General features: G+C 60.9%; 17 protein-coding genes. 15 read left to right on the plus strand and 2 right to left on the minus strand.

Annotation, left to right across the window (positions count from 1 at the left end):
- Positions 1-13 precede the first annotated feature (13 nt).
- From HWY37_RS17155 to HWY37_RS17180, 6 genes are all read left to right on the plus strand, one after another.
- Positions 14-670 (plus strand): hypothetical protein, encoded by a 657-nt coding sequence (locus tag HWY37_RS17155; RefSeq protein WP_176089240.1) that lies wholly within the window; start codon positions 14-16, stop codon positions 668-670.
- A 2-nt stretch (positions 671-672) separates the two neighbouring features.
- Entirely contained in the window at positions 673-1,329 is a 657-nt protein-coding gene (locus HWY37_RS17160; RefSeq protein ID WP_176089241.1) for a S26 family signal peptidase, read from the plus strand.
- A gap of 33 nt (positions 1,330-1,362) precedes the next feature.
- Positions 1,363-1,647: a hypothetical protein gene (locus HWY37_RS17165; RefSeq protein ID WP_176089242.1), complete on the plus strand. Its 285-nt coding sequence runs from the start codon at positions 1,363-1,365 to the stop codon at positions 1,645-1,647.
- A gap of 102 nt (positions 1,648-1,749) precedes the next feature.
- The gene (gene traF / locus HWY37_RS17170) at positions 1,750-2,910 is read left to right on the plus strand and encodes a conjugal transfer protein TraF (protein ID WP_176089243.1); all 1,161 of its coding nucleotides are present in this window, start codon (positions 1,750-1,752) and stop codon (positions 2,908-2,910) included.
- Positions 2,911-3,001: 91 nt separating this feature from the next.
- Positions 3,002-4,864, plus strand: coding sequence for a conjugal transfer protein TraH (locus HWY37_RS17175; RefSeq protein ID WP_176089244.1), 1,863 nt, complete (start codon positions 3,002-3,004; stop codon positions 4,862-4,864).
- Between the two features lie 47 nt (positions 4,865-4,911).
- Positions 4,912-8,406 (plus strand): conjugal transfer protein TraG N-terminal domain-containing protein, encoded by a 3,495-nt coding sequence (locus HWY37_RS17180; protein WP_176089245.1) that lies wholly within the window; start codon positions 4,912-4,914, stop codon positions 8,404-8,406.
- A 76-nt stretch (positions 8,407-8,482) separates the two neighbouring features.
- Here the strand turns inward: HWY37_RS17180 and HWY37_RS17185 are convergent, their stop codons facing one another.
- Positions 8,483-8,809, minus strand: a complete 327-nt coding sequence (locus HWY37_RS17185) for a hypothetical protein (protein ID WP_176089246.1) — start codon at positions 8,807-8,809, stop codon at positions 8,483-8,485.
- Between the two features lie 293 nt (positions 8,810-9,102).
- Here HWY37_RS17185 and HWY37_RS17190 point away from each other — a divergent pair, with 293 nt between their 5' ends.
- The 9 genes from HWY37_RS17190 to HWY37_RS17230 all read left to right on the plus strand — a co-directional run bounded on the left by HWY37_RS17190 (position 9,103) and on the right by HWY37_RS17230 (position 21,116).
- A complete protein-coding gene (locus HWY37_RS17190) occupies positions 9,103-11,280 on the plus strand; it encodes an HD domain-containing protein (protein ID WP_176089247.1) in 2,178 nt (725 codons plus the stop codon).
- A gap of 122 nt (positions 11,281-11,402) precedes the next feature.
- Complete coding sequence (gene traN / locus HWY37_RS17195) at positions 11,403-14,882, plus strand: conjugal transfer protein TraN (RefSeq protein WP_176089248.1); 3,480 nt, start codon at positions 11,403-11,405, stop codon at positions 14,880-14,882.
- An 8-nt stretch (positions 14,883-14,890) separates the two neighbouring features.
- Complete coding sequence (locus HWY37_RS17200; RefSeq protein ID WP_176089249.1) at positions 14,891-16,627, plus strand: type IV secretory system conjugative DNA transfer family protein; 1,737 nt, start codon at positions 14,891-14,893, stop codon at positions 16,625-16,627.
- Positions 16,628-16,756: 129 nt separating this feature from the next.
- Positions 16,757-18,085: an SPFH domain-containing protein gene (locus HWY37_RS17205; RefSeq protein WP_217706391.1), complete on the plus strand. Its 1,329-nt coding sequence runs from the start codon at positions 16,757-16,759 to the stop codon at positions 18,083-18,085.
- Between the two features lie 134 nt (positions 18,086-18,219).
- Positions 18,220-19,494: a type IV secretory system conjugative DNA transfer family protein gene (locus HWY37_RS17210; protein ID WP_176089250.1), complete on the plus strand. Its 1,275-nt coding sequence runs from the start codon at positions 18,220-18,222 to the stop codon at positions 19,492-19,494.
- Positions 19,495-19,513: 19 nt separating this feature from the next.
- Complete coding sequence (locus HWY37_RS17215; protein ID WP_176089251.1) at positions 19,514-19,807, plus strand: hypothetical protein; 294 nt, start codon at positions 19,514-19,516, stop codon at positions 19,805-19,807.
- Positions 19,791-20,000 carry a hypothetical protein gene (locus HWY37_RS17220; protein ID WP_176089252.1) on the plus strand — a complete coding sequence of 70 codons (210 nt, stop codon included), beginning with the start codon at positions 19,791-19,793 and terminating at the stop codon, positions 19,998-20,000. Before HWY37_RS17215 ends, HWY37_RS17220 begins: the two co-directional genes overlap by 17 nt.
- A 63-nt stretch (positions 20,001-20,063) precedes the next feature.
- Complete coding sequence (locus tag HWY37_RS17225; RefSeq protein WP_176089253.1) at positions 20,064-20,405, plus strand: hypothetical protein; 342 nt, start codon at positions 20,064-20,066, stop codon at positions 20,403-20,405.
- 78 nt (positions 20,406-20,483) lie between these two features.
- Positions 20,484-21,116 (plus strand): hypothetical protein, encoded by a 633-nt coding sequence (locus HWY37_RS17230; RefSeq protein WP_176089254.1) that lies wholly within the window; start codon positions 20,484-20,486, stop codon positions 21,114-21,116.
- Positions 21,117-21,132: 16 nt separating this feature from the next.
- On the opposite strand, the gene HWY37_RS17235 is transcribed toward HWY37_RS17230, so the two are convergent.
- A complete protein-coding gene (locus HWY37_RS17235) occupies positions 21,133-23,247 on the minus strand; it encodes a hypothetical protein (RefSeq protein WP_176089255.1) in 2,115 nt (704 codons plus the stop codon).
- Positions 23,248-23,278: the final 31 nt, after the last annotated feature.

Here is a 23,278-nt window from a genome sequence, read left to right on the forward strand (position 1 = left end):
ACCGAGCACACCCATGGATCAATCCACCGAACCTCACGCGACCGCTCAGGCCGCTGAGCCGTCCACCGATCATCCCGAAGCGCTCACGCCCGCGCCGTCCGGCATCTTTACCAAGATGGGATCCTGGATTGCTCATCCACGTGCCCCATTCGTCTTCCTCGGCGTGGCGGTCGCCGGCGTCATCGCCTATTTCGGTGTTTCGCATTACCGACCACCCGGGGGTGGCTTCTCGTTCGGCGGCCATTCGATCGTCCTCTTCGACCCCGTGAAGTTTTCCAACGCGCAGCGCGCGGCCGTCAGCGTCCTGCAATCCACCCGAGACGCGGATCTCGCGCTGACCATGACGCAGGTGGCCAAGCGAGCCGAATCTGTGATCGAGGAAGAGGCCGGCGGCGCGCTGGTGCTGGTCAAGCAGACCGTCGTGATCCCCGGCGATATTCCGGACATCACCGACGCCGTACTTCTGCGGTTCGGCCTGCCAACCAACGTACCGACCGTCACCGTCAAGCCAGGCGAAGCCGCCGAGGCGCTCGAGTACATGGCGCCCACCGACAGCACCTTCTCCAACGGCAAGCTCCGCGAGGACTATCTGCTCCAGCTGGGCGAGCGCAATGCCCGTATTGCCGACCAAAATGAATCTCGCGAGAGTCAGTCCAACGTACTCCCATGAGCATGAGCAACACCAACACCGGCGCCCCAGCGTCCTGGCGCGAGAACCTGCGCAACGTCCAACGCTGGCGGCAGGCATTGCAACGCATGTTTTTCTGGATGGCTGGCGCCTTCGTCGTATTTGTGGCACTCGGGCGCGTGATCCCCGGAGAGCTGATCTTTGTGGTGACGGACTCCATTCCCCGGGGCGTCTACTGGCAAGACCCGCGCCCGTTCGAAGTCCAGCGGCATCAGTACGTGACCTTCAACTTCACGCCACCCCAGCCGTGGATCGCCGAGCGCTACGCCCGAGAAGCAGACTCCCGCCGGCACACGAAGACCATCGGTGCTGTGGCTGGGGATCTGATCGTTGCCGATGCGGAGCAGAACTACTTTGCCTGCGTGAAGCTCGACCCGCGCGACGTAACCGCCCCGATCCCGTCGGCGAGCGCCGTGACCCGCGCAGGCATGCAATGCAGCTCTATCGGGAGGCCGAGTGCTTTCGATAGCGCCAACCGGCCCATGACTGGTTGGCTGGCGGCTGATGCCGAATACGAGCTCAAGGCGGGGGAGGTGTGGATCTACGGCCCCAACATCCGCAGCCTCGACTCCCGCTACTACGGTCCGTTGCCGATGACAAACATCCAGGCCCACGCCACGCCGATCTATCAGATCAAATAATCGCTATACAGGGGTATCTTTGGAGATACCCCTATGGCTGAACCCACCCAAGACACCCCTCGCAAGGGGATGCCCACCGAGCGGATGATCACGGCGGCCGTTACCGCGGCTGCCCGGCACAACGTCCCTTTGCCGTCGGACTACGACCGCAATTTCGACATCTGCAAGTCCTTCCTGGACGAATATCTGTCTCGGCCCACCCCCAAGGCGATTGCCTTCGCGCAAAAGATCGCCGACGAGAAGGGCCTCGACTTGCCGCCTGCGGTCCTGGTCAGCGGAAAAGAATTGTCAGCCTGGATCGACGCCAACCGGGCCTAGAGAGGTTGCTCTTCGAAAAGCGAAAGCCCGCTTTAGTGGGCTTTTTGCTGTTTCTGAGATATACTACAATCCTCTCATCACGTGCCTGAGTGCCCGTGATTCGTGATCACTCGTTTCGGCTCCAAGCACATGCCCCAGCCTGTATCTCTCTTTGCGCGCCTCGGCTGCGCGGCCGCGCTTGCCGCGTGCTCCGTCCTCCCCGCCTTTGCTCAATCCAACGATGGACCTGCGGCGCCAGGAAGTGAGCTCCATACAAAACCGGCCCGCCAAGGCTGGTTCTGGTATCTGGATCCCAAGAAGGCGGAACCCAAGCCGGAGCCACCGCCCCCGGCCGTCAAGCCAAAGGAGCCACCGAAGCCTGATCCGGGCCCGGTGGTCGTTGTGCCCAAGAAGGCGGAAAAGCCCAAGCCAATGACCGAGGAAGAGAAGGAAAAGCTCTGCAAGGAAAAGGACACCTGGCGGCACGATTGCGGCTTCATTGACCCGGGGGCGGACTTCGAATTTCAGGCCAAGCAGCGCGACGAACTGCTCCAGATGATGAGCCTGACCCCAGACAATCCGAAAGCAGTGGAGGCCGCCCAGCAATACATGAAATGGGTGGTCGGCAAAGCCTCGGCTGCTGCCAACATGTGGTACTTCAACATGGTCCAGAACCCCGACCTGGACCCAACCGTGAAGAATCCGATTTCCGAGGTTGGCATCGCGCTGGCTACTCGGGTCACGCAGGCCAGCCAGACTGAATACTTCAAGTTGATCAAGGACGAGGGTGGTGTCCTGTTCTTCTTCAGCCGCAACGATTGCAGTTACTGCCATGATCAGGCGCCGTACGCCCAGCGTGTGGCCCACACGATGGGATTGCAGCTGATCAACATCCCCCTGGATGGCGCGTGCTTGCCAGGGTTCGAGGGCGACAACTGCGGCGACAACATCAAGCCCGAGCAGGCGGCGATCCTGGACGTCAAGATCGTGCCGGCGATCTACCTGTACGTACCCTCGAACACCTGGATCCGCCTGGGGACCGGGGTGGTGGCTGACAACCAGATCCTGGCAAATACCGTCAACTTTTTCTCAGCCTACCGTGCCGCCATGATCCAGGGCCTGGACAACGGCGAAGGCTCGCGCCCGTCGGTTTCGTTCGACCCGAAATTCAACCCACGCCCGACAGGCACCGCATCTGCGAATGGGACAAGTGCCGCCAACGGACCTGATCAGCGCCGCCTCATGGAGCTGCTCGGATATGACGCGAGCACACGCGCGAAGTGAAGCATCACCATTAAAAATGCCAAATGCCTACTTAACCACTATCTGAGGATAGGGTCCTTCCTATACTCGTAACTATTCACGAGGAATTGCCATGCGTAAAGCGCTCCTTTCCATTTTTTCGCTGTTCGCGGCAGCGACGATGCTGTTTTCGTCAATGACCGCGAATGCCGCGGGACCCAGTCCCACCGCAGCCAACATCTTTAAGTCGATCGGCGGGACTGCCACGATCGACTCTGGTGGCGCGATCCATTCGCAAGCTCGCTCGATCTATAGCCTCGGTGGAGGCCAGGTGTCGTTCCAGGGCAAGAAGGTCTCACTGTTGTCGGCAGACCCTCCATCCTTCTCCGCGGGTTGCTCCGGGATCTCGTGGCACTTTGGTGGTTTCGCCTTCATTTCGTTGGACGAAATCCGCCAGCTCGTGGAAGCAGTCGCTCAGGCGTCGCTCGGGGTGGCTGTTGACTTGGCCATGCAGACCCTGTGCCCGCAGTGCTATGCCGTCATGGCAAAGCTGCGTGACATTGCCAATCAGATGCGTAATGCAGGCGCGGATGCGTGTGCTGTCGCCCAGAACCTGACCCGCTCCGCTTTCGCTTCGTTCGGACTGCTCCCCGCCGCCGGCCGCAAGTCGGATTGCTCAAAGTACGCTGCCGAGGACGGCAAGACCAGCAGCTGGATGGATGGTGTCGCCGGATCGACCTGCCGCCTGCTGTCCGATGCGGAAACTGCACTGAACAAGGTCGGTGACTCCGTGAACGACTTCCTGTCCAATGGCAACAAATCCAACACCAAGACGCCGTCGGCCGAGCAGCTCGAACTGACCGGCAACGTCACGTACCAGGCGCTGACGTCGCTTGGCTACGAGGACGGCTTCATCAAGGACATGCTGCTGTCCACCATCGGCATGACCGTCATGTACGCGAAGCCTGGCACCAGCTGCCAGCAGGCGTTCGGCAACATCCAGGCCACGACGGCGGCGGATTACGCATTCAACGATCCTACGGGCTCCAACTTGATCGGAGCTCAAGACCCGAACGCGCCAAAAACGCCGCAGGATGGCAGCAGTGCCCCGTCGAAAAATCCGACAGGGGGCGCCAGCACCTCTAACACGGTCTGCTATGCGCCGCCGATCATCACCGGCATGGACAATCTCGCTGAGAAGCTGATCTGTGGCTTCGAGCCTCAAAAGGAAGGTTTGCGTTATGCACGCACCTACTATGGGCCGAACGATGCCGACGCACTGGCCAAGCTGAAATCGACTTCTCTGGGCGCGACTTGCCTGGGTAAGGCGTCGAACAAAGCATCCGAAGATCCGATGATGTATTCGTGCCGCGGAAACAAGGTGAAGCAAGGTAATGGCACGGACACCACCATGGACTGCACGAAGCCTGAGATGAAGCGTGCGTCGCAGATGCTCTACGACTCTGCGACCGGTGATCTCTCCTACAACGGCTACACCGGATTGGCCTGGATGGTTGGCGATGCGCTGTCGCGAGGCGTGGTGAAGGTTCGCGAGAACCAGCCGCTTGATAGCGACACGATCGCGATCCTGAACGGATCAGGCTACCCCCTGTACCGCATTCTGAACATGGCCGCCGTGTACCCTGGCTCGGCTCAGGAACTGCTGGAAATCTATACCGTGACGATCGCAACACACTATGCGATTGACACGATGACAAAGGTCGCTCGATTGGGCGCTCAGCCTGTGATCGATCTGCGAATCAGTCGCGCCTTGCGCCCTGAGAGCATGTCCGTCATCCGGGAGCAGATCATGCAAATGGTCAAGGACGGCCAGGAGCGGAAGTCGCAGGCACTGTCGCGCCTGGCTGAGAAGCGCACGCTGGTCGACCACATCGTCCAGGTCAACCGCGCCATCCAAGCCGAAGTGATCTCGCAAGGCCTCAACGGCAACGCCGACCTGGCCGTGAGCATCAAGCGGCAAGCGAGCGGCAATTGATGACCCGCGTGCAAAGCAACAACATCCAAAACACTGAGCAGTAACCCATGTCGCTTTCTCTTCGCAAGTATCGAGTGCCAGCCGTGGCGGCACTGCTCGCCCTGGCCACGGCCTGGGCGGGGCCCGCCGTGGCCGCCGGGAACATGATCAACGCCCCGAACATGGGTGGGGGCAGCGCGTGGACGGTGTATGCGTTCGGTAACGCTCAGGCAGTCTCTGACGCGTTCCGCGCGATCTACAACTTCACCTCCTCCGGTCTTTTCCAAAGCATCACCAGCATGATGGCGGTGATTGGCATCCTCACGGTAGGTCTAACAGGCGGATTCAATTCCGCCCAGGCAAAACGCCTGATGGGCTACATCGTCGGCGTCTTCCTCCTGGCCTATGTGATGTTCGGCGCCACGAACAACGGCCCGCTGGTCGTGCGTGTCGAAGTGATCGACACTGTCGACAATACCTGGAAAGCCCCTGTGACGGTGCCGGCTGTGGTCGGTATCCCGGCGGCGCTGATCTCAACTGCGGGTTATCAGATTACCAAGCAGATCGAAGCAAGCTTTCCGATTCCCGATGAGCTGAAGCTGAGCAACGGTGCGCCCTTCAATCTGGCGGCTTCCATGCTGAGCGACACATCGCGCGCACGGATTACCGACCCCAATCTGGCCAGTTCGCTCGCTTACTATGTGCAGGACTGCTTCACAATGGGTGTCGCCTCTGGCGCGTTGTCGGCCCAGACGCTGCTCAACTCGACCGACTTTATCAACGACATCCGGTTCCCCCACAACTCGGTCATGGTGAACACGCTCCTGAAGAGTCCCGAAGGCTCACCAGCTGTCGTGACATGCCTGGACGCCTGGTCCCTGATCAAGGGTAAGGTAGACAGCTTCACCGAAGCATCGTCCATGCTGTCGAGCGCCTCTGCCTGGTCGCGTACCCCGGCTCTGTCGGTCGTCAATGCTGCTGCTGACAGCACTGCGCAATGGGCCACAAACAACGGCATCACAAACGGCGCCAGCATGATCAAGCAGGCCGCCATGCTGTCTGCATTCCAGGGCGCTTATCGCCAAACCGCTGCCGCGACAGGGAACTCCGATTTCCTGACGGGCCTGGCCCTGAACCAGGCCCACGAGACCCAGGTGAACGGCTGGATCACCTCTGCCGAGGTATTCAACCGCTCTATGGGGTATGTGTATGCCGTACTCCAGGTATTCGTCTACGCGGCAGCCCCGCTGATCCTTGCAGCGGCAGTGCTTCCCGGGATTGGGCTTGCGCTGCTGAAGAACTTCGGCCAGATCCTGCTGTGGCTGACGCTGTGGCAGCCGATGCTGGGCATCGCAAACTTCCTCGTCCTGTCGATGCAGCAATCGGAACTGGGCGGAGCGATGAGCAGTGCCGGCGCTTATGGCTTCACCCTGACGAACATGGGGATCATTTCCGAGAAGACTGCAAACCTGCGTGCCGCGGCCACCTTCCTGGGCACGATGGTACCGGTTCTGACCTGGGCGCTGGTAAAGGGCGGGATGGACTTCAGCCGCTTCATCGGATCCGCCATGGGTGAAAGCATGGCTAACCAGGCCGCCAGCACGATCAGCACGGGCAACTACAGCCTGAATCAGGCTTCCATGGACTCGTTTACGTCCAACAAGCATTCCATTGCGCCTTCGGGAGCGTGGGGTTCCGGTTTCTCGAGCTCGGACTTCAGCACGGGGCGCAAGCTGGATGGCGGCGGTTCGAGCCTCATGGCTGTCGGCGGACAACAAGCGTCCATGACGGTCGGAGCCACTACGGGCACAAGCCAGGCCGGAAACGTGGGGCAAGCAACCGCGGATGCGACCCAAGGTGGAAACTCGACTACTGCGGCCAGGGCGGGGGGCGTTACCACCGCTGGTGCGGTCAGTGAGAACTTGCAAACCAGTGAGACCTCCACTCACGGCACCAGCGCTGGCGCAGGTTTCTCTGCCGGCGGCGGCTTCAGTGGGGCAGGGCGTCCAGGCTCGCGGGCCGAGGCGGTGCCTGGCACCAACGGTACAGTTCCCACGGGAGCTGGCCCCGTGGGCGGCGCCGCCGGTGGCGACATTCCGGGGGTACTGGATCAGCGCGAATCGCGTGTGAAGGGCAGCGCTGATGCTCGCGGTACGCTTCAGACTGGCGTATCCGGTCAGCACACTGTCGCAAACGTTCACGGCCGAAGTGCCAACACATCCACTTCGGGTACGGATTCCCGTACGGGAACCAATATCGACAACGGTGGCCGCACAGTCAGCACGACGAAAAATGCTGCTCAAAACGATGGCTATCAATCCGGCCTGACCCAAAGCATCCAGATGGGCGCCACGGCATTCGATCGCAACCAGCTCCTCAACGCGCAGCTGCGCATGGATGCACCCGCGTTCGGCACGAGCTATCTGAGCACGTCTCGCCCGGCTCAACCTCGGACCGAGATCGAACAGAAGGCTGACCAGCTGGCAACGCCAGGCGCCGTTCCCGAATCCGTGTCTGCGGCAAAGGGCGACGTGTCATCGCGATTGGACACCCAGGACGCTGAAGCGCTTCGGTTGAAGGCTACCGCCGAGTCCAAGGCAGAGCGCTTCCGCGACGAAGGTGACGCTGCACGTGGTGCGGCCAGCGGCTTCGTCAACGATCCAAAGCGTCGCGCCGAGGTGGAGCGTGGTGCGATCACGGGAGCGGCGCTCGCCACCAAGGAAGTCTTCGGCGACCTGGGCTCCCATGCTCCGCAATGGGCAAAGGACGCTTGGAGCAACGCTGGGGACAAGACCGCTCAAGCGCTTTCCTTCATGGGAAAGACCAAGGACGAGTTGCTCGAAAAGGGTAGCGGTTTGATTGAGAAGGGCAAGGAGGTTCTGCATGGTGCGCCTGACGCGCAACAGCCTCGCGAGCAACTGGTCAACGCACAGCGCGCCGCAATGAGCCTGCCTCAAACACCGGAGCAAACCCAGCAAGCAGCCTTCGGGGTGCCTCCGCGTGGCGGGCTCCCGCGGAACCAGGCTTCGGCGAGTACGAATCCTGCTACACCGCAGCCAGCCGGCAACGGTGACGCGGCCCCAGAGATGCAGCGCAACGCACCAGGCACGCAACCACAGGGCAAGGTAGGCACACCGCAGAGCTCTCAGGTCGGAAAGACGCCAGACGAGCAGGAGCGCGAGAAGAACGCCGTCGCAGCAGCAAGCCCGGCACCCGTAATTGGGTTCATGAACGCGCCTCAAGTGCAGCAGCCCGAGCCAGCGACGGTCGCTCAAGCCCCTACCCAAGTTGCCATGGTGACGCCGGCGCCGGTGGCTGATCCTCAGTCGCAGCAGGGTCTGATGCCACCGGCTGCGACGCCAAACCCGTTCTCGGGCCAGGCGGAACAATCCCCTGGAGCGACTCAGGCCCAGGTGCAGATCGCAGAGCAGCGCGCTGAGCGCCTGGACAACCAGATGCGCAACGCCGACAACATGCTCATGGCCGCAGACTCGCGCCCCGAGAGCGAACACCTGGAGATCATCCACCAGGCCCGGGAAATTACCGGATCCCGCTCGGCATAGCCAAATGCCAGCCAACAAAAAGGCTCCTGGGGTTTACACCCTAGGAGCCTTTTTTACGATAACGAAAACGCCGCGCTTAGCGGAACAACGAAACCCAGAGCCAGCCTAGCAACTTCAGGGCCAAGCCGATGCAGGCGCATACCACCATCATGGCAAGGAAAGTTGCCACCGTCCAGCCAAAGCCTGGGGCAGTCGAGAAGAACCACCCAGTCTTGCGATCGTCCATCACGATAAGGAACAGGGTCACCAGCACGGCGAGAACGGCCGGCACCTTCAAGCTGGAGAGGAGGTAGACCAGTCCCTTCAACGGGCCGGTGAGGCAGGCCTTCAGGCCGCCATAGATCCGACGGTTGAGAGGAGGGGGGTCAAAAGGGACCTTCGTGGAGTTCAGTTTCGTAGTCATCTTCGTCACTCATTTCGTTACCGTATCATTTTGTACCTTCCCACTATTTTGACATTTAACCAACACTGCCATCTATGCCTGACCGGGTTTCGGCCTTGGGCTGGTGGATCATGGACACCATCTAGTGTCCGGCACCTTTCCGACACACTACATCTAGTGGTACGTCGTTGTTGATGTTGTACCACCAAAGCGTCATTCCGTCAATTTTCACCCTTGGATACGAGGAATTTTTGTAGCTTTCGCCACACGGCACGTTTTTCGCTATACAGCAGGTCGCTGTATTCGGGTCAGCCATGATCAGTTCACTCACGAACTCGCTCACGCGGGTCACAATTTTTTGGTACGTCGCCGGCCTGCTCGTTTTGTTCCTGGGACATCCGGACTGGGCGGAAAGCGGCTACCTGCGGCTGGCGCAGCTTTTCCCCTGGGTGCCGGAGCTTGAGCTCGAGGGCTTGAGCTCTGCTGCAAACATCCAGTGGCAGCTTCTGACGTACTGGTCGGTGCCCGTGCTCGGCGTTTGGCTGGTGGCCATCTTGCTCGGCGCTGCGATCTCCGAGATCCGCTGCCAGGTGGCGATGAAGGGTCAGCTCAAGAATCTGAAGCCGGATGGAGAGTTTGGTGGCGTCACGGTCGCCTCCTATTCTCTTGGTCAACTCCCTCAAGCGACGACGCCACGAGCGGTCGGCAGCCGCATTGCGCTGTCCAAGTCCGACGCAAAGCGCGGGGAAGGCTTCGTCAATTTCAAGGGAGCCGTGGCGGATGCAGTGAAGATGCTTACGCCGGGAGAGCGCCTGCTGTGCGAACAGCTCATCCAACTACTCACTGAACATCCCGATCACTATGCGGGATTGGGCCACGGCGTCGGCCTGCTCGAACACACCCTCAACGTCGCCTCCCAGGCGGCGCCCAAGTGCACTCCAGAATTCCGGCTGCCGCTCCTCGGCGCACTTGCGCACGATATCGGAAAGCTCGTGACCTTCCAACCCGATGGCAACGGCGGATGGAAGCGCAGGGGCCTGCACTCCCGCGAAAGTGCCCGCATCCTTGTGACCCTGCCTGGTTTTCGAGAGCTGCCTGAACTGCACCAGGACGCCCTGCTGCTGGCCGTCAAGTACGACCACGCCCCCAACAAAATGCCCGACCTGCGCGGTAACCGTGAAGCCAGCATGCTGGCCTTGCGCATCATCAACGCGCTGTCTCAGGCAGACCGAGCTGCCACCGCAGAGGAGAAGGATCGCCACCTCGAGCGCCTCCAGCCCGAGGATCTGCTCTGGAAGGACTTCGTCGACTTTCTGCGGGAGGCCCCGATCGCGACCCGCGGCAAGAAGGGCACCGTCAACATGGTGAATAATCCGCCAGACAGCGCGCACCTTTTCATCTACGAGGCGGCGTGGCGAGATGCGGCAGTCAAGCGACTTCCTCCGGAGGTGGCTGCGGCGCTGGACCTGACGCGTCGAGATCCTGGCAAGTTGGCCAAGTACACCCGAATCCTGGTCGAGCGACTGCGCAAAGAAGGTCTGCTCCTCGATAGTCACGGCGAGATGTCCGTCACTGAGCTGAACCCCTTGTGGGATATCCAGTCAGGTACCGGCGAGAAGGCTGTTGTGTTCCGCGGGGTGCTGGCCCTGAAGGCGGAGCCTCTCTGGACCAAACTCAATTACCGCTTGAGCGTGAAATCACCGTTCCCGGTAACGATCCGGGCGCCGAACGCGGACGCCGATGGCCGGGTGAACACCGCGCCCAAGGCGGACACCTCCGCCGGCGGCGGTGTGCCAGAAGTCAACGACGGCCTCAAGCTGGACATCACGTCCGCGTCCGCGATGGCGGACATCGGCCTGGCGGTGGCGCCGGCGCCCGGTGCGACCGGCGACGCTCCGCCTCCTGTCGCGCGCAACCCCAAGACGCGGCCCCGCGCGACCTCCCGCACGGAGGCCCCGGATCCGGCCCAGGACAGTATTTTCGGACTGACCGCGGCGCCCGCCAAGCCCGTGCCTCAGCGGCCAGCGCCACCTGCTGACCAAGAAGCAGGGCCCACTCCCGAAAACACGCCACCGGCACCAGCGGACTCGCTCCCTACGCCTTCAGACGTGAACAGCACGCCGGATGAGCCCGCGCCCGCTGAAACCAAACCAGCTGCAAGCGCGCCAGACGCGCAAGCACCGCAGGCACCGCCGGCGGCTCTGGTGCCAGGCCTGGATCCGGCGCCGGCATCCGCGCCCGCCGCCCCCAAGGCGGCACCAACTCCGGCGGCCCCAGAGCTCAGCCGGGCGGAACGCAAGGCCGGGCTGGCGATCGCGGATGCCGAGGCGGTGACGAAGTATCCCCAGCTGAAGGTCGGCGACAAGTATTACACCGAGGCGGCGCCCGCCGTGACCCAGGGCACCATCCCTGCCGGCCGCAAGTACAAGGAAAACAACGCGGTTTCACTGTCCGAGTCCGGGCCGCGGCGTAACGTGCGTCGGTACAGCTGAGGTCGGGGCAGCGTCGGCTGCCCGCCTGGCGAGCAGAAGCCGGCGTCCAAGTCGGCTTTATTCTCGTTTATCGTTATACTATCGCAAGCCCATACATCAGTGGGCGTTCCGGACACCACACTGTGAAACGCTTCCTCAACTCCAACTTTGTAGCAGGAGTTGCCGCCACGCTTGCGCTGGTGGCAGGCTCTTTGCTGTCTTTGCCCGCGCAAGCCGCTCTCAAGTGCGAGGAGCGGATGTCCGCTCGTACCTGCACAGATGGCGGCCCCCGGCAAATCAACATCGGTCCGGGACAATATGTATCCATTCCGGCCCCCGTGATCGACGGCTATCCCAGCGCCTGCTGGAACTGGAGCCGCAAATTTCAGTGTATCGAGACTGAGCCTCAGCTGTGGTGTGATTCGGGTACTCCTTTTGCCACGGTCAAGCGGGACTGTAACCTGACTGCCGCCGCGATCAAGTCTACGGTCACGATCAATTCGATCAACTACATCACTGACGCCGATTACACCTATCGCTGCGCCTTCGGAGCTCCGACGACCAACGACAAGCTGCCCGTCAACAAGGAGTGCGTGAAGCTTGGTGAAGACACCCAGTATTCGGACTACGTCCCGGCGGCGCCGCAGGGCGCGGACCCCGGCTCCACAGGCCTGACGACCCAGACCCCAACGAAGGAAACCCGCACCGAGGACTACGTCTGCTACTCGCCGCCGGTTACGTCGTGCTCATCGACCTGCTACGAGACTGTCAGGGATCCGGCAACGGGCACCCTGAAGCAAGTACCAAAGCCCTGCGATTCCCCTGTCAACCAGTGCGAGACGACTTCGTCGTACTGCAATGGCTCGGTGACGTCTACCAACCCACCGAACGCCAACATGGCGGTCGGGCCGGATGGCCGCTGCATCAACAGCACCGAGCAGCAAATCTGCAAGGCAGGTGAGACGCCCAAGTGCTTGACAAAGGACAACTGCCAGCTGTCCGAGACGAGCCCTGCGGCGATCCAGGACAACGGATTTGCTGCTGCCGAAGAGCAAAAGTACGTCTGCTCGAACACAACCCGCACTTGCACCCAGCTGTCGGAAATTAGCAGCTGCGTCCATGCGAACGCGTGGGGGTGGGACAACCTGACAATTGCGTCGCAGGTTGGCCAAGGCCTGGGCGAGTACAACCAAGCAATGTCGCGTCTGGAAGGCATCGACAAAGGCTTGGCAAACGACGATCCCTACATCTTCTCCGGCCAGGATCTGCGCTGCCACTACGCAGTGGGCAACTTCCTTAACACCTTCATTGCGATTGCCGTCCTCGCCGTTACCTTTGTGGCAACAGGTGGTGCCTCTGTCGGGTTGTTGGCAGAAGCGCTTATGCAAGCGGGTATGGCGGCAGCCCAAGCCAACATGGTGGCCGCAGCTGTGACCGCCGGACTGGCGTTTGCCGGTGACGCCCCGAACTCGAAGGCCTTCGGGGGCAACTGCTGCCGCGAGACGGCCCACATCGAGGGGTCCGACAAGCCGTGGAAGCTGCGGGAGTGCTCGGCCGACGAGATCAAGCTCTCGGTGTCCAAGCAGAAGGGGCTGACCTACTACCTGGGCGAGTATTGCTCGAAGAGGTCTGGCTTTCCGATCAAGCAGTGCGTCCAGAAGACCAAGACGTATTGTGTGTTCGACGACATGCTTGCCCTGGTGGTGAACGAGCAGGGCCGTGCGCAGCTCGATGAGATTGCCATGGCAGACACAGCCACGACAACCACAAGCGCTGCAACCAGCTTCACCCTGTTCGACGCCTACATCAATCCGACCTCCGTGCCCAAGTATTCCGGCTATCTGGACCGCGGCCGCTGGGTCAAGCGCGTCACCCAGAATAAGTCTCAGGTCTGGACCTGGCTGTACCCGGGCTACTGTGTGAACCAGCAGCTCCAGGCCGCCGCGTACGATAAATACACCACGGAGCTCAATGCTGCCGCGAACATCAAGGGCATTCAGCCCGAAAAGATGACCAAGCAGGAGGCCACCGGTGTCTTGCTCAAGATGCTGGACATCAAGCCCTTCCAGGAGTGCGCTCCGACGCCCGGCATGATGTCGTTCCTGACCTGCGGCGCGGCCAATGACAACTGTGATGCGTCGCGCCTGCCATCGAGCCCTACGGGCGTCGAGGTGGACCTGTCCGGTGCTGACGTCTCGCAATCTGACGTCAACTGGCACGTCCAGCAGACCCGTTCGTTCTACATGCCCGGCGACTATGGCGTGACTGCGACGATGCCCGGCAATCCGAACTTCGCAGCGGTCAGCGCCAGCATCAACGAGCACATTACGGCCGTTGGCTCCTGCCAGAAGCTGACGGGTCAGTGCCTGTACCACTTCGCCGTGTCGGACAAGACTGCCAACGGCGGCCTGGGCGTGCGCAAGCGTACGAAGGACTATGTCCAGTTCCCGCTCTACACGGTCGTACCGAACTCGGCGTGGCCAGGTATCGACTACATGGATAAGGCGGGCAACTTCGACATGACCTCGTACATGAACGATCCGAACCGCGGGTTGGGCAACACACTCGAGGTGAGCTCGCAACGCTTCATCTTCCACCCGCACTACATCCGCAAGCCTGTTGACGGCAACATCCACAGCAAGCTGCTGGTGGAGCACGCCACGAAGAAAAAGGATGTGGTTAAGCCCGCGAACGACTTCTCGCCGATCGCCATCCCGACCTCGCTGCCGGTGGGCACCCCTGGGTTCTACCCTTATGGCAACACGTCGCAGCCCGGCCAGTATTTCTACCTCTCTGGCCAGTGCAATCCGAACTCGAAGTGGTGCAACTACACCGTCGAGGTGGACCTGAACGTGCCTCGCCATCCGTGGGGTACCGCTAAGGAGCCGCGCTGCTGGGGATTCTCCATCGAACAGATGGCTGCGCTGGACTTCGACCGCATGGACTTGTCCAAGTGGATCAACTCTCTGGACCTGGATGCCACCGCGGACATGTCTCCGGAGGCTGCCCAGGCAATGAGTGACTCGGTCCTCGATTCGGCCAACGCGTTCTATGGCGCGATGAAGGACAACAAGTCGATGAACAACCCCACCCCTGGCACGAAGGCGCTGGTGACCAGCGCAGACTCGCTGCCCAAGGTGTCGGGCTACGACTTCGCGGCCTATACGCTGCAAATCGCGGTGCCGGCGAACTGGCCTAACTGGTTCCCCGATCAGCCAAACAACAACCCGGTGACCAATGTCCAAGTGGACTGGGGTGATGGGTCGGCAAAGGGCACGCTGATCAAGCACAAGGACGGTAAGGCCTGGATCCAGGAGCACGACTACGGCGATCTCGAGCCTGGTCGCTACAAGATCGAGGTGACCCTGGACACGGCGGCCAACGGCCCTCAGCGCCTGACGACCTACGTTACGTTGATCCCCAACCAGGGTGGCCTGCCGGACAAGGGTGATCTGGACTTCGACAACCCTGGCAGCGTCGGCAAGTCGCAAGCGAACTACCACCCCTCGGACACGGTGGGCGGCATCAACCAGGCGCCTCAGAACCTCGAGACGCTCGCTCCAGGCATGGGCGACCAGTACGACCGTCAGGGCAATGAGATCGTCAAGCCACAACAAAAATAAGGATAGAGATGCCTGTACGTTCCCTGATTGGCCGAGAGGATTTCTGGCCAGTAGCGGTCCCAGTCGCCGCGGGCCTCGCGGCCAGCCACCCCGCCCTGGCGGGGGCTCCCATCGCCCTGGCGGCGGCCGCTGCCGCCGGCTATGGCTCCTACCGGTTCTTTGAAGAGGAGGCGCGGCGCCGGCTGCGCTCGGTCGACGAGGACGCAGCGGAAAAGTTCGTCCTGCCCTCTGACAAGGTGTTTAAGGAAAATGTGGGCCTGGGCGGTCTCCGCCTGGGCTTCACCAAAGACCGCAATCTGCCTCTCGACATCGAGAACGACAAATGCATGCGTCACCTGGCCATCATTGGCCAGTCCGGCGTGGGCAAGACCGTTCTCGGCATGAATCTGCTGTGGCAGCAGACTGCACGGGGAGGGGGCTGGCTCTTCATTGACGCGAAGCTTGACAAGGATGTGCGAGACCAGCTGGCCTACATGGCACGCGTGTTCGGCCGGGAAGATGAGTTCTACGTCATGAACGTGAACGATCCTGAAAACTCGCACACCTACAATCCACTGCTCAATGGCGACCCAGATGAAATTGCGTCGCGTTTGCTCAATCTCTTGCCCTCGAGCGACAACAACCCGGGCTCAGACTTCTACAAGCAGTCCGCCAACTACGCCTTGACTGTGCTGGTGGGCGCGCTGCAAGAGGCGAAGAAGCGGTACACCTTCATGGACCTGGCCATCATGCTGCAATCGGCGGCAGCGATTGGCAAGGTGGAAACGCTCGTCCCCCTCGACAGCCAGGCCTTCATGGTCTTGCAAGTGTTTCTCGACACGTTCAAGAAGAAGGGGAAGGACGGCGTCCAGGTTGATACAGACAAGCTCAAGCAGATCCTGGGCGGTATGTCCGGCCGTATTGCGCAATTTGCTCAAGGCAAATTCGGAAAGGTCTTTAACACCACCACTCCCGAAATTGACCTCACGGATATCGTGAGGAATAACAAGATGTGCTACGTGATGCTGCCCACGATGGCAAAAGACACGGCCGCACTCAATCTCGGGAAAATGGTGTTGTCTGACCTGCGGACCGCTGTTGCGGAAATGCAGGGGCTCACAAAAAGTGAGCGCCCGAACCCGCCATTCATTTGCTTTGCGGACGAGATGGGCTCATATGTTATGCCTGGTATCAGCCGGGTTTTTGAACAGGCTCGCTCGGCTGGCGTAATGATGATCCCCGCCTTCCAGACATTTGCAAACTTGGCTTCGGTTTCTCCGGAATTCGAAGAAATGATTATCGGCAATACCTGGACCAAATGCTTCTTCAAGCTGGGCTCGATGGACTCCGCCACTAAAGCTGCGGATCTCATTGGCCAAGAAATGAATTACATGCACTCGGTCTCCGCAAGTAAATCGGAAAGCGCGTCAGCGCAATCCTTGCGCGTTACGCCGGAGTCGTCGCAATCGGAATCAGGCGGTATCGGCGAAAGCTGGCGGCAGGCAGAAGAGTACCGGATCTCACCGGACAAGCTCACGCGGATGGGCGTAGGGGAGTGCGTGGTTTGCTCCGGCTCGCGCACGTTCCACATTTCCACACAAGCGATCGAATTCCCACCAGTGCCCGAGTTCAAGAAGAACAAGTATCCGACCAGCTTGACACCGGGATGGTCCACGTTGGACCTGGAAGGCCAGTACGAGCAGTTCCTGATCGGGCTCGCCACGGAATCCAAGAGCGCCAAGGAGCCGGCGATGGAGCCTCTCTAAAGTTGCCTCTAACTGCACTGCGCTGCCGAGCGTAGTGCAGTTAGTTGTTGCGTATCGCACGTTTCTGGGTATACTACGGCCGGCCAGCATTTCGCTGTGCTATTTTTCATTAAGCTTTAAGGGCATCGAATGCAAATCAAGGAAATCCTCAACAAGGGTCGATCCGCCGGCCGTTCCAACATGGGCGTGAAGCTGGTGCTGGGTGCCGTCGCCGGGGCCGTCCTGTTCTTCGGCGGGTTCACGTACAACGAAGCCGGTTACCAGACCCACATCCGCACGATCTACGGCCACGAAAGCGTCGCTACCGAGGTCGGCTACGCCTGGAAGGGCTTCGGTCGCGCAACGCCGTGGAAGCAAGCCCAGACCATCCAGTTCACGGCGGGCAAGGCCAAAGCGGTTGACGATGCCATGAACGTCGAAGGCTTCCGGGTCACGTTCCTGGGCAACGTCGATGCCGCGGTCGAAGCCTCCACGCGCTTTCGCATGCCTCGTGGCGAGCAGTTCCTGAAGATCGCTCAGGAATACCGCACCCCTGAGAACTTCTTCGCCGTGGCCATCGTCCCTGCCGTGCGCGAAACCCTGCAAACGACGGCCAGCATGATGTCGGCTGACGAATACTTCGCCGGCGGCCGCAGCGAATTCTCGACGACCTTCGACGACCAGCTGCAAAACGGCCAATACCACGTGCGCCGGCATGAAAAGCAGATCACCGGGGCGCGTACGGCCAATGATGATGAAGCCGCGGTGAGCGGCCGCGAGGGCACCGAAGTTCGCCGCAGCCAGTTCGAGATCGTCAAGCTGAAGGACCCCGCCTCGGGCAACTTCCTGCGCAAGGCCCAACCTTTCCGCGACCTGGGCGTGGGCGTGGTCGAAGCTCGTATCACGGACATGGAGCCCAACGACAAGTTCAAGGTGCGCATGCAGAAGGTCCAGGACTCCCAGGCGCAACTGGCTCTGGCACGCCAGGAGCGCATGCGCGAAGAAGAGCAGAAGATCCTGGTGATCGCCAAGGGCGAGCGTGAAGTCGAAGAAAAGCGTCAGCTCTCGCTGAAGGACCAGATCGACCGCACCACGCAAGCCGAAACCGACAAGCAGCTTGCCCTGATCGAAGCCAACAAGTTCAAGGAACAGGCCGTGGTCCAGAAGGACACCGCTGCCACGCAGTTGCAGACCGCAGAACTGGAAGCCAAGCGTACGAAGCTGCTGGCCGACGCCGAAGCGCACGCCAAGAAGGTGGTGATCGAGGCCAACGGCGCGCTCGAGCAGAAGCTGGAAGCCTGGGTGAAGGCTCAGCAAGTCTGGGCGGACGCTGCCAAGGTCGCACCCGTTCCCCAGATCGTCATGGGCGGCTCCGGTCATGACGGCACGGGCCGCAACACCGAAGTGCAAAGCCTGATGCAGATGCTGATGGTCAACCAGGCAAAGAGCCTCTCGCTGGACCTGAACGTCAAGAAGTAAGCGGTTCTTCTCGCCACAAAGAGCCAGGCAGGGGGGGGCTACCCTGTGCCTGGCTCTTTCATTTTCTGGGCGCCGAAGCAAAAAGGAGCTTCTGACTCTAAGCTTAGTGGCACTGGCCGAGCTATACCCTCAGTATGATTCTGTCCAAAGCTCTGAGCATTTTTTCCCCACGTAACAACGCCGGGTCCCATAACGGGCTGACCCTTGGCCGTGAGGCATCCATCTTCAAGCGCGACATTCAGTTGTCGCCCTTCGAATTGTGTCGCCATGTGGCCATCCAGGGCCGGCCTGGCGCCGGCGCCACGTTCCTGATGCTGGAGGCGCTACGCCAGCAAACCGCGCAAGGCGGGGGATGGATCTACCTTGATTCGCGAGCGGATCCAGAGACCGCGAAGCAGCTCCAAGCGCACGCTATCGCGGCGGGGCGTGAGACCGACTTCGCCTGCCTGAATTTCGACACGCAGCCAAGTGATGATGGTCCCTCCACCAGCTCGTACTCCCTGGTGTCCTACGGCACCGCGGAACAGGTCGCCGCCCGATTGCTGCACACCCCGTCTGCCCCCTCCGGATCCGCGCCAGGCGCCGAGTTCTATCACCAGATGGGGCTCCGCGTGCTCACGGCAGTGATCGGTATTCTTCGGTCCGGCGGCCAGCCCCTGTCACTTCAGCAAATCACCGAGGCGCTGTCCCAGCCAACGGGCCTGACCTGCCTTGTTGAGGGGCTGCCGGCAAGCCACCCCTTGGCGCTCGAAGTCTCAGAGCTAAAAGGGTACTTCCCACAGAGCAAGGGAGTGTTTGACGGCGAGCTGCTGGCCCAGGTGACTCGGGGGTTGGCTGGTCGAATCACGGCGTTCACTGCCCCCTTCGCGCACGTGCTGGACTCTTCCGCGCCAACTGTCAACATGTTCGACACCTTGGTGAACAACAAGATGCTGTACATCGGCGCGCCAGTCATGAGCGATGACGTGGCTGCAATCATGCTGCTGAAAATGCTGATCGACGATCTCCAGTGCTCGTTGCCGGCGTACGCACTCGCCAAAGCAGATTCGCCAGTACGGGGCAATCAATTGCCGTTCCTGATCATGTGCCAGGACCCTGCCGTATACGCTCGAAACCTCTATGCAGTCGCGGCGCAAGCACGCGCATTCGGAATTTCGCTCTGGTCCAACCTGCATGGGCCATGCCGCGGTTTGGACATGGAGGGCGTACTGGCCAATTCCGCAACAAAGATCCTTTTCAGCGGCAGCGCCATCGATGCTGGTGCGGCCCCTTCTGCATTCGCTGTTCCAGGCCTTTCGCAAAAGGTCGCGCGTCTGCCGATCGGCGACTTCATCGTGCTGCGCCCAGGGGAGGCGGGCGCCCAGGAACAGAAAGTAGATCGCGGCCGACTGCGCCCCCTCGATCGGTAACACGTCTACTCAGAGCGCCATGAACCAGTACCTGATCTACATCGGCATCGGCTTTGCGATCCTGCTCGTCTGCCTGATCATCCCCGGGGTCAAGATCATTGCGGAGGCGATCTTCAAGGGCCTGGTAGAGATGACCACGGAACTGTTCAAGCACAAGAGCTCGTTCGTCATCTGGCTCATCAAGACTCTGGTCTCGGACCACCTCCGCGTACTCCAGCACGCTATGCAGTCGCGCGACACCATTGACCCCACTCAGAGTATCCGCCGTAAGGCTCTGGGCTACGATGATAACCACGATGAAGCAATGGACTAATCGGTTGGTTGGCCGGCTGCGGGATGCCTGGCGATCCTACCAGCAAAATCAACGCATTCGGCGCGCTTTCAAAGGCATGCGAATTTCCGATTATGCCAATGGCAACTACACACCGCTGACTCCCGAGCGAGCCAAGTTCGTCGAACGAATTGCCCGGCAGGCGATGTCAGAATTCCTCGCCAAGAATAAGTGAGATTCACGTCCTCAGGCGAATGTGCCTATACAGCAGCAGGTACATAAACATTTTGGAGGACACATGCCCCGCATCGAATTCACTCTGGCCATCATCCGTCTGGTTTTCCTGCACTGGCTGCATCGTGTCGGCTACATCCTGGGTGGAAGTCTGCTGATAACCACCACGGCGATAGTCCTCACCTCGCGCCTTCTGCTGGAGTTCATCTGGACTTCCGGCGAATACAACGACCTGGTTCTCTACGCCATCGGCGGCGGACTACTGATCTTCTGCTTCCTGCTGTACTTTACGCGGAACTGGTGGATCAGCGAGACCGTGGGAGAGTGGGAACGGTCGGGATCCCTGCATGCGAGTGCCATTGCGTCGTTGCGCCGCAAATGGTTGCCCAACAAAGTAGCAAAATGACAACTCCAGCCGACTGTTAAGTCGGCTTTTTTCGCGCCATTCCGCTAAAATTGTTTGTTTCACCTTCGCGAGATACCAATGGGTCAGGCCAGCCGCAAGCGCCAGATGCTGCAATCCAACCTTGAAACACTACAGGCCGCCGCCAGTGCCGTATCCCATACCGTACGCCGGCTGACCGAAGCCGCCAGCGCCAACCTCGGTTCGGACTGCTTCTTGGTCGCGAAGCTCGGCCAGGTGCTGTTGGCTGACCAAGGGATCAAGGCAGAGATCACCGTAGGTCATGCGGCCTGGCGCGTCGGCCCGGGCGACAGTGACGTCATTGCCCACACTTCCGCGGTACCGGGCTATGTGCCTCCTGGCGTCAAGGGCATGGCCTATCACGCCTGGCTAGTCCTGCCTGATTACGGCGTGCTGTTGGACTTCACCACCTGCCAGCTGCGTCTCAAGGCCCAGCAGCTCGACGAGCTCGATGGTGGTACGACGCGGGTCGACTGGTGCCCCGACTTCCTGCTGGCCCCGGTCCAGGCCATCAAGTCCTATTCCGAGGTTGCGCGCGCGGCCGCGCCTGTCGCGTTCCATTACAACGCTCAGCCGGCGATGCTCAGCCTCCTGGACAGCACGTATGCACTGGATGCGAGTGATGTGCAGGCTGCACGCCTGCTGATGAAGAATCCGGACGCTCAGGTGATGGGCCCGAATTCAATGCTGTAGGGGCCGCTGCCCCATTTCAGTTCAATGCGTGCGATGACTCCGGCTCGTAGAGCTGGAGTGCGTCACCCGTCCGAGCCTTGACAGCCTGGTCCCAGCCCCGCTTCGACGTGCCGATGCGAACGCGCAGATTCAGCTTGAGCCAGGGATTCTCCAGCCTCGATGCCGCCGGATCGATGCGGCTCAGGATCGAATTGCCGGTATAGGGGTCCACGCCATTGAAGTGTTGGAGCACGTCGGGCAGCTCCGCCACCTTGCATCCAGCCATCCACGCCAGATCCTCTGCAACCAAGGGGTAAAACGTGGTGACAGCATTGATCGTCTTGGCGCCCGTGTAGGCACATACGGGCTCTTGCCGGTCGCTCAGTCCCGACACCGCATACCCGTCCCACCAGCCGCTACGCGTCTGGTGCTCCTTGTATTCCTCGCGCGTTTTCGTATGCATGACTGCGACGTAGGTGGACCCTTCTGGGTCAACCTTGCCAGGCCAGCGCTCGAAGTCTTTGCTTTCCCGTGAAACGACGAGGGGGTGAGGTGTCCGGATGCTGGGACCGAAGGTTAGGGAGCCGGGCACCTTGCGCACAAACCCGCGGTGGCCTACGGCCTCGAGCAAGGTGGGAAGGTTCTGGCGTACCCGATCACGGAACCAAGCCAGGACCTCATCCTTGCGCTCCTCGAATTCCTTGTTTGCAGCCAGCTGCACCTGAGTCGCCCAGTTATAACGCGCCAGCCAGACCCGATCATCGTCGAGTTGTTGCTTCGTGCCAAAAGCGGTTGTTTTCAGCTGATGGAGGCGAGCCATCGAAGTTTCGACTTCCCGCCGATCGAAGTGCCCCAGTTTGGCAAGTGCTGCCCCGGTATGGGAGTTCACGGCGCCGTCCTTACCCAGCAAGAACACTTCGGCGTTGCCCGACAGCAGGTTGATCGATTCTTCCGAGGCCTGGTCCCCGTAGCGCTCCATCATCCAGATGTTGGGGTGATCGGGCGTCTTGCCCAGCGCGCCGGCCAGATCACTGGTGTCGCTTTGCTTGACGGCTTCGACAGTCAGCGGCGTCAACCCCAGCGTCTGGTGGACCACCGCAGGCAGTCCAGCTGCCTTCGCGGCCGTCAGCAGCGCCGCTTCGTGCTTGACCATCTCGCCTGTGTAGGACAACTCCGGCGCCCGGAAATCATGGCGCCAGAACTTCTCCACGATCAGCTCGAACATCATGAGCGTCCAGACGAGGCTTTCGGGGTTGAGCTCGGAGATTGCCTGCATAGGGAGGGCTTCGGTCTGGCGGGCGGCCAGCGAGCGGCATTTGCTGACCTCATCGATGTAGAGCTGGGTGCCGTCTTCACTGACCTTGATGTTCATCAGGTCGTAAGGGAACCAGTTGCGCGCCATTCGACGCTCCAGGGTTCTTTCCGGCCGGCGCGACATCATATTCTGCAACGGATGTGTGACCGGCTCGATGTCCGAGAGCACGAAGATTCGGCCTCCATTGCGGATTGCGAACGCAAAATAGGAAGAATAGGAGTCGGGCTCGCGGATGAGGTTCAACGACACGCCGGCAGGGAGCCGGATCGTGTTCTCCAGCAGCGAGTTGATGTTCCACCAGGCGTGCACCACCTTCGCATAGACGGGAGTTAATCCCGCTTCCTCCGGCGCGCCATCCAGAAACTGGTCGACCCTGAGCTTTTCGATCGAGCGAAGGGCATCACGGCGCAGATAAGCCAGCTGGGCGGGGTCCGCGAGCAGCGCCTGGACCTCAGCACGGTTGAGTGCGTCGTAGTGGTGAAGGGCGCGCTCCAGCTGGCCTTTGAATGCTTCATGCGCTTCCGAGATCAACGGACTCTCCACGAGGGAGAGGATTTCCCGCGGCAGATCGAGCTGCTGAGCCAGCTCGGGCTTTCGCAGCAGGTCCAGGAACGTGAAGCTCTTGCTGGCCACGGTCGATTCGGTGAAGTGTCGCAGGAGCAGGACGGCCGTCACGCCAGATGGGTCCAAGGACAATGCCTCGTCCAGGTCCTCCAGCTGGCGCCGAGCGTCAAACTCGTCCAGGCGGAACGTGCCCGTAGTCTTCGACCGGGACACGCCCACCAGTTTCTCGTACAAGCTGACGCCGCGGGACAGGAGATTGAGGATTTCGCTCATGGCAGGTACTTCACTTTAAACGCGCAATGGA

The organism is Achromobacter anxifer (assembly GCF_903652925.1).
GTDB classification, from domain to species: Bacteria; Pseudomonadota; Gammaproteobacteria; order Burkholderiales; family Burkholderiaceae_B; genus Achromobacter; species Achromobacter anxifer.

Bases quoted from the DNA above. Each gene is read 5' to 3' on its own strand.
- HWY37_RS17225 (WP_176089253.1), top strand. From the start codon at position 20,064: ATGCCCCGCATCGAATTCACTCTGGCCATCATCCGTCTGGTTTTCCTG.
- HWY37_RS17185 (WP_176089246.1), bottom strand. From the start codon at position 8,809: ATGACTACGAAACTGAACTCCACGAAGGTCCCTTTTGACCCCCCTCCT.
- HWY37_RS17215 (WP_176089251.1), top strand. From the start codon at position 19,514: ATGAACCAGTACCTGATCTACATCGGCATCGGCTTTGCGATCCTGCTC.
- HWY37_RS17210 (WP_176089250.1), top strand. From the start codon at position 18,220: ATGATTCTGTCCAAAGCTCTGAGCATTTTTTCCCCACGTAACAACGCC.
- HWY37_RS17180 (WP_176089245.1), top strand. From the start codon at position 4,912: ATGTCGCTTTCTCTTCGCAAGTATCGAGTGCCAGCCGTGGCGGCACTG.
- HWY37_RS17200 (WP_176089249.1), top strand. From the start codon at position 14,891: ATGCCTGTACGTTCCCTGATTGGCCGAGAGGATTTCTGGCCAGTAGCG.
- HWY37_RS17235 (WP_176089255.1), bottom strand. From the start codon at position 23,247: ATGAGCGAAATCCTCAATCTCCTGTCCCGCGGCGTCAGCTTGTACGAG.
- HWY37_RS17175 (WP_176089244.1), top strand. From the start codon at position 3,002: ATGCGTAAAGCGCTCCTTTCCATTTTTTCGCTGTTCGCGGCAGCGACG.
- HWY37_RS17230 (WP_176089254.1), top strand. From the start codon at position 20,484: ATGGGTCAGGCCAGCCGCAAGCGCCAGATGCTGCAATCCAACCTTGAA.
- HWY37_RS17155 (WP_176089240.1), top strand. From the start codon at position 14: ATGGATCAATCCACCGAACCTCACGCGACCGCTCAGGCCGCTGAGCCG.
- HWY37_RS17165 (WP_176089242.1), top strand. From the start codon at position 1,363: ATGGCTGAACCCACCCAAGACACCCCTCGCAAGGGGATGCCCACCGAG.
- HWY37_RS17160 (WP_176089241.1), top strand. From the start codon at position 673: ATGAGCAACACCAACACCGGCGCCCCAGCGTCCTGGCGCGAGAACCTG.
- HWY37_RS17220 (WP_176089252.1), top strand. From the start codon at position 19,791: ATGAAGCAATGGACTAATCGGTTGGTTGGCCGGCTGCGGGATGCCTGG.
- HWY37_RS17205 (WP_217706391.1), top strand. From the start codon at position 16,757: ATGCAAATCAAGGAAATCCTCAACAAGGGTCGATCCGCCGGCCGTTCC.
- HWY37_RS17190 (WP_176089247.1), top strand. From the start codon at position 9,103: ATGATCAGTTCACTCACGAACTCGCTCACGCGGGTCACAATTTTTTGG.